We start from the raw sequence: 7,571 nt of genomic DNA on the forward strand, positions 1-7,571 counted from the left end.
TTGCCATAGAGATTCAATCCTTTTACCTGATTATAACCGCCTCCAATGGTGTCTTTCTGAATGATAAATGCGTTATTTATTACTTTTAAGGAATCCATCTTTTCGGTTTTGTTATTTCCAATCAGGTGCATGATGTCCCCAGTCAATTGGCTTTTCTGGCTCCATAAAATAGGTCTTCCGATTAATTGTGTCAGTCCTTTCTGCTGGTCGGAATGAATCGAATCACATTTTCCGCTCATGTCCGACTTATATATTCGGGCATTGTTAAATCCGCGTACAATACGTTCTCCGGGTTTTCCTGTAACCAATAAGCGCTTCGCGTGAATGTAAACCGAATCGTTTTCGACAAACGAGGAAACCAAAGCTTTTTTGGTGATAAACATCGAGTCTTTGTTTTTGTACATCTCGGCATAATGTCCTTTTACAATCATGCGGTTGATGCTGTCGGTAATTTTTACATTATTGACGGCCTTGGAAAATTCCGTTTTTCGGTCATAATAAATCTTGTCGCCTTTTATTTTTCGGTTTTTATAGGTGATTGTTGAGTTCTTAGAAAGGTTGGACGTATGGTTTTTGGTATCATAAAAGCCATTCTCCGTATAAATTACATTTTCTTTGCTGGTAATGGTGGACGGGCCAAAAACATAAGCATGTCCCGAATTGTCGTAAAAATCCAAATGGTTTGTTTTGATAACACACTCCGGATTGGTAACCGTTACTGCTGTTTTGAATTGGTATTTTTTCTCGTTTAGGAAATAGCGCCCCGATTTGCTTCTTAAGGTGTTCTCCTTGTTGATGATGGTTCCGTAGGTGTTGTAATAAGCTTGTTGTATGCTTCTGTCAAAGTTGATAGTGTCCGTCGTTAATGTAGATTCCGGAGAACGTAATACCACATCGCCAGTTGCAAAAGCAAACTTCTGGTTACCATTGTATTCGGCATATTTGCTGGACATTGTAATAGAATCGCCTTGGTTCAAACGTACATTACCAAAGGCTTTTACATAGTTTTCATCCTTAAAATGATACGCTTTATTGCAGTTGATGATTACCCCGTCATGTTCCACCTGAACGTTTCCTGTAAACAGGATGGCTCCGGGAATTTCGGTTTGATCCATGTCAATGAAATCAGAATGCACAATTTTGATAATTTTTTTGTCTTGTGCAAGTGAGGTAAGTCCAACAAGAAAGGCACTTAATATGAATAGAATATGTTTTTTCAATTTACAGAATTTTGCCCAAATTTAAGTAAAATCTGTGAAAGCCGATTTTTATTAAGAATTTTTTGTGCTGCAAGGCAGAAAGCAGAAGGCAGAAGGCAGAAGGCAGAAGGCAGAAGTACAAGTGTTACCAACTGTCTCTTAAAAAAAACTTTGAGTGTCTCTGTGTTTCTTTGCGCATCTTTGTGAAATAGCTATAAAAAAAACGCCTTCCGAAGAAAGCGTTTTTCAAATTATTTCATGATCGTCTGTGTCCTGTCTGGTCCAACAGAAATCACTTTGATTGGAACTCCAACTTCACTTTCTATGAATTCCACATAGTCTTTCAATTCTGCAGGAAGTTCGTCGTATTTGGTCATGCCAGTTAAATCGGCTTTCCAGCCTTTTTTCTCCACATAAACCGGAGTTACGTTTTCTTCCTCGATATTGTAAGGTAAGTGGTTGATTACTTCTCCATTGTATTTGTATCCTGTACAAACTCTTAAAGTGTCGAAACCTGAAAGAACGTCGCCTTTCATCATATACAACTGGGTTACACCGTTTACTTGTACGGCATATTTTAAAGCTACAAGGTCTAACCATCCGCAACGACGGGCACGTCCGGTAACTGAACCGAATTCATTTCCTACTTTAGCCATGGTTTGTCCTGCTTCGTCGAATGATTCGGTTGGGAAAGGCCCGCTACCAACACGGGTAGTGTAGGCTTTGAAAATCCCGAATACGTCTTTTACTTTGTTAGGAGCGATTCCTAAACCGGTACAAGCTCCTGCAGCAGTAGTGTTTGACGAAGTAACGTACGGATACGTTCCGAAATCGATATCCAATAATGATCCTTGAGCACCTTCAGCAAGAATTGATTTTCCTGCTTTCATGGCGTTGTTTAAATATTCTTCGCTGTCAATGAACTGCAATGTTTTTAAAACCTCGATAGCGGCAAAAAACTCTGCCTCCATTTCCTGTAAATTGTACTGCATATCAACATCGTAGAACGAAATCATCGCTTCATGCTTGTCTGCTAATGATCTGTAACGCTCATTGAAATCAGCTAATTCAATATCACCAACGCGGATTCCGTTTCTTCCGGTTTTGTCCATATAAGTTGGTCCGATTCCTTTTAAGGTAGAACCAATTTTTGCTTTACCTTTAGCTGTTTCTGAAGCAGCGTCCAATAAACGGTGTGTCGGTAAAATCAAATGCGCTTTTCTGGAAATCAATAATTTTGATTTGACATCCATGTTGAATTTTTCAAGGCCTTCCAATTCTTTCTGGAAAACCACCGGATCGATAACAACACCGTTCCCGATGATGTTAATTGCTGTTTTGTGAAAAATCCCTGAAGGAATGGTTCTTAAAACGTGTTTGATTCCGTCAAATTCTAAAGTGTGTCCGGCGTTAGGTCCACCCTGAAAACGAGCAATGATATCGTATTTTGAAGTAAGTACATCAACGATTTTTCCTTTGCCTTCGTCGCCCCATTGTAAGCCTAGCAGTAAATCTACTGTCATTGTATTGTTTGTTGTTTTAGTTGTTTGTTATTTTTCGGAGACAGTCTAAAAAAACTGTCGGCACTTTTATTCCTGTTTTTTTGTCGCGTAAAAATAAAGCGAGTGATTGTGGATGTTTACGCCGAAAATTTCCTCGATGGTTTGTTTTATCGTTTGGATTCTCGGGTCACAAAATTCGATTACTTCACCTGTATCGCTCATGATAATGTGATCATGCTGTTTGTCGAAATAAGATTTCTCATAATGAGCCTGATTCTGACCAAACTGATGACGTCTTACCAAACCGCATTCCAATAACAATTCAATCGTATTGTAAAGCGTGGCACGGCTTACACGATAGTTTTTGTTTTTCATTTTGATGTACAGCGATTCGATGTCAAAATGATCCTGATTTTCGTAAATTTCCTGAAGGATAGCATAGCGTTCCGGCGTTTTGCGGTGCCCTTTTTCTTCAAGGTATTTCGTGAATACGTTTTTTACAATTTCCTGATTCTTATTATTTTCCATTTAAGGTTTGCTATAAAAGACCGGCAAAGATACGGTTATTTTTTGTGAGGTGAAAGATATTTATTCGGATTCAAAAAAAGAATTCCAGATTTCGGGTTTAAGATGGTTGGCCATCCAGTCGGCACGGTATTCGCCATTTCTGACCAAAGCGGTTCCATCCGGTTTTATAATTAGTTCAGAGCCACAAAGGGTTGGGGAAGTCATCAGGTTTCTTCTTAAAAAATTATCGGTATCCGTGAAGAAGAATTCTTTTTCAGAAGTAAAATCATTGTCCAGCTTTATACCGTTGTCAAAGAAAACAAAGTAAATAATGTTTTTATTGTTGGTTTCAACGGAGTTTTTGATCTCTGAAAGAAAAGTCTTTCTGTCGTTGATCAAACTTTTTTTATAGTGATTTGTTGAAAAATCAGAGCAGAAATCATCTTTATAATAATAGGAAATTAAAAAGATAGTACCTTCTTTAAATTCACGATTCGTGGCTTTCTGAAAATAACTTTTTATGGAATCATACTTGGTTTCGTACGCCTGATATCTTGGGTTTTTCAATGTAGCGACATTACCACTGTCTTTTGATTTGTGAATTGCCCATGCTAAATTTTCTTTTTCTGTTATGGAGCCTCTTTCAAATTTAGAGACCTTCTTTCCGTTTTTGTCAACCCAATATTTAGTACGCCCATTAGGTTGGCTAAAACCTGTATTGTAAAAAGCTAAAAGGAGAAATAGGAAAATTGCTTTAATTACTGTTTTGCACATTGTTTACACGTATTACTTTGTCAACCCCATCAATTTTTTTGATATTCTCTATCAGTTTTTTCAGGATGATATTGTTCTGTACGATAACTGTTACCTGTCCGTTAAAAAGTCCTGCCTCACCGCTCAAAGAAATACTCTGGATGTTCACATTCATCTGGTTGGAGATTACTTTGGTAAGTTCATTGGTTAAGCCAAGCGTGTCCATACCTGTTATTTTCAGTGAAGCTTTGAATTCTTCCTGAGACGAGTCAATCCATTTGGCCTGAATGATGCGATAAGCGAAATTTGACTGCATGCTAATCGCGTTCGGACAGTTTTTGCGATGCACTTTGATACCTTCGTTTATTGTTACAAATCCGAATACGTCATCACCGGGGATTGGGTTGCAGCAAGTGGACAGCTTGTAGTCCAGTTTGTCCTGTTCTGCACCAAAAACCAGTAAATCATAGTGTTTGCTGATTTCTTCTTTATGGATATGTTCCGAATGTGCGGAAGGCGAGCGTTTGATGGTTTTCTTGAAGAAATTAACCAACGTATTGCTTTTCTGCGCGGCATAATCTTTTAACTGTTGGTTGTCGATTGTTCCGAGTCCAGCACGATAAAACAAATCCAGACTGGTTTGCAGTTTGAAAAAGTTTACCAGTTCATTGATGGTTTGTTCATTAAGGGTAACTTTAAGATGACGTAATTTTCGGGTAAGGATTTCTTTTCCGTCTTCGGCAATTTTTTTGGTACTCTCGTTAAGTACATTCCTGATTTTGTTTTTCGCACGGGATGTAGTTACATAATCCAACCAGTTTGCCGTCGGTTTTTGATTGGGTGATGTGATGATTTCTACCTGATCCCCGCTGTTCAATACATGATTTAGCGGAACCAGTTTTCCGTTGACTCTTGTTCCTCTTGTTTTTACGCCGATTTCAGAGTGGATACTGAACGCGAAATCCAACGATGTGGCTCCTTTTGGCAGGGATTTTATTTCCCCTTTTGGAGTAAAAACATAAATTTCCTTGGCGTACAGATTCAGTTTAAAATCCTCTACAAAGTCAACAGCATTGCTTTCTGAATTTTCCAGCGCCTCTTTTAGTTGGTTTAACCAAACGTCAAGACTGTTTTCTTCCGTAGCGCCTTGTTTGTATTTATAATGTGCGGCATATCCTTTTTCTGCGATTTCATCCATTCGCTCACTTCGCACCTGAATTTCCACCCATCGGCCTTTCGGACCCATAACGGTAATGTGCAATGCTTCGTATCCCGTTGATTTAGGGGAAGAAATCCAATCACGCAAACGGCTCGGACTCGGACGATAATGATCGGTTACAATCGAATAAATCTTCCAAGCAAGGAATTTTTCGTCATGCGGATTTGATTTATAGATGATACGAAGCGCGAATTTGTCATACACCTCGTCAAACGTAACATTTTGGGCTACCATTTTGCGTCGGATGGAATAAACCGATTTCGGACGGCCTTTCATGGTATATTCGATGCCTTCTTCGTCTAAAGAGCTTTTTAGGACATCGGCAATTGACTTGATATAAGCCTGCTGTTCCTCCTTGCTTTCTTTCATTTTGCTTACAATATCGTTGTAAACAACCGGTTCGGTATATTTTAAACCTAAATCTTCCAGCTGGGTTTTGATATTGTAAAGTCCCAAACGGTGGGCGAGAGGAGCGTATATGTATAAGGTTTCAGATGCGATTTTCGCCTGTTTGTAATCCACCATGCTTTCCATGGTCTGCATATTGTGCAAACGGTCTGCGATTTTGATAAGAATTACGCGGACATCGTCATTCAGAGTCAACAGCATCTTGCGGAAGTTTTCCGCCTGTACAGAGATTTCCTGATCGGTTTTGACTTTCGCCATTTTGGTAAGACCATCAACAATACGCGCAATTTTAGGGTTGAACATACGTTCGATATCCTCCACGGTAATGTCGGTGTCTTCCACCACATCGTGCATCAAAGCAGCTGCAATAGCAGTAGCGCCCAATCCAATTTCGTTGGCAACAATTTTAGCAACGGCAATCGGATGGAAAATATAAGCCTCACCTGATTTTCGGCGTTGGTCTTTATGTGCGTCCACAGCTACATCAAAAGCTTTTCGAATCAGTTTTTTATCTTCTTCGGAAAGCGTTTGGTAACTTATGCGGAGCAGTTCCTTATATTCTTTTGCAATGGCTTTATTTTCAGCTTCTAAATCAATCTCTGTCATGATACTTCATTAAGTACCTAAAAATAAGGGAAAGAAATGAAGTTTGCAAACAGATTAGCTTTTTAAATAAAAAAAGCGTTCTTTTTGAACGCTTTAATACTTATTTGACCTGTATCGGTAAGCAGCATTTCTTTTTTATCTTTTCAATGTGAAATGCTCCCTATATTCTTTTCCATTGGCTCTGGTTACAACAAACCAATAATCGGTTGAAGGTAGTTCATGTCCATTGTATTTTCCGTCCCAAGAATCAGAATTTATTAATTCTTTTAAGAATTTACCATATCTGTCAAAAATAGTCACTTTTAAACCAGGCTCAAGCCATGAAAACTTAATTGACCAGGTATCGTTATATCCGTCGCCATTTGGTGTGAAAAATTTAGGATACATTAATAAAAAAATATTCTCGGTAGTAATTCCGCAACCATTTTTATCTCGAACATAAACAGTATACTCACCACAGTTTAATCCCGAAAAAACATTACTGTCTTGGTAATGAATCCCATCAATTGAATATTCGTAATTTCCAAATCCTGTTGTGTTTACTGTTATTATGTTTTCAGTATTTGTCCAATCTTGCGTTTCAATGTTTGTAATTGTAGCAATATTTGATAAAACGACATTGAAATGCTTTGTAGAAGAGCAATCTATACTTCCATAATCTTCGGTAACCGTAACCGAATAGTTTCCAGCTTGAGAAACAGTAATGGTTTGTGATGTTTCCCCTGTAGACCACAAGTAACTGTCAAAGCCAAGACCTGCATCAACAATGATATTGTCATTCTCGCAAATAGGGACAATGTCAGGGATAGTTATTATTGGAGTACTTACTAATGTTAGATCTAGCTGGGCAATTTGAATACATCCTCTATTTGAAGTTATTCTGATATATATTGTATGTAATCCAATAGTTAAGTTGTAATTTGATATGGAAGATACCAATTCTGTAGAAGTCTGGTTTGTTGCACCAGCTAGTGAAGAATAATATTCAAAAGTACAATCAGACGGGACAGAAACTAAGTTTGCATTATAACTAGACAAGTCAATAACTTCATTACCATCATTTAAATCATCACATTTTGTTTCTGAATAATTATTTGTACTCAGAGAATTTGTAGTAATAACAAAACTACTTTCTGCGAAGCAATTAGGTGTTGTTCCTGTTTCGGAATATATGTATACTGTTTGTGCACTAGTAATCATGTCACCTGCAAAAAGCGCTGTTCCTGTTCCATTTTGTCCTGTAAAATAATTTCCGTTTACCAAGGGCTGCAACATGTAATTCCCACATGTTTCAACATCATTTAATGAGTCTACTATCGGCAAAGGAATAACATTTGAAATATAAGTGACAGTATAAGGGATTGTTACACCATTCGT

At 38.1% G+C, this 7,571-nt stretch carries 6 protein-coding genes; all 6 read right to left on the reverse strand.

Annotated elements, in window-relative coordinates; all coding sequences use genetic code 11:
- Positions 1-1,115, reverse strand: a 1,115-nt coding sequence (locus VLB74_RS12035; protein ID WP_325203709.1) for an OstA-like protein, incomplete at its 3' end; no start/stop codon positions are given.
- 335 nt (positions 1,116-1,450) lie between these two features.
- On the reverse strand, positions 1,451-2,722 hold the full coding sequence (locus tag VLB74_RS12040) for an adenylosuccinate synthase (RefSeq protein ID WP_325203704.1): 1,272 nt from the start codon (positions 2,720-2,722) through the stop codon (positions 1,451-1,453).
- A 66-nt stretch (positions 2,723-2,788) separates the two neighbouring features.
- Positions 2,789-3,229 (reverse strand): Fur family transcriptional regulator, encoded by a 441-nt coding sequence (locus tag VLB74_RS12045; RefSeq protein ID WP_325203705.1) that lies wholly within the window; start codon positions 3,227-3,229, stop codon positions 2,789-2,791.
- Between the two features lie 60 nt (positions 3,230-3,289).
- Entirely contained in the window at positions 3,290-3,982 is a 693-nt protein-coding gene (locus VLB74_RS12050; protein ID WP_325203706.1) for a hypothetical protein, read from the reverse strand.
- A complete protein-coding gene (locus VLB74_RS12055) occupies positions 3,963-6,194 on the reverse strand; it encodes a RelA/SpoT family protein (RefSeq protein ID WP_325203707.1) in 2,232 nt (743 codons plus the stop codon). The genes VLB74_RS12050 and VLB74_RS12055 overlap by 20 nt, the downstream gene beginning before the upstream one ends.
- A 135-nt stretch (positions 6,195-6,329) precedes the next feature.
- A partial coding sequence (locus VLB74_RS12060; RefSeq protein WP_325203708.1) for a T9SS type B sorting domain-containing protein occupies positions 6,330-7,571 on the reverse strand: 1,242 nt, incomplete at its 5' end.

The organism is Flavobacterium sp., assembly GCF_035456225.1.
In the GTDB taxonomy this organism is placed as follows: Bacteria; Bacteroidota; Bacteroidia; order Flavobacteriales; family Flavobacteriaceae; genus Flavobacterium.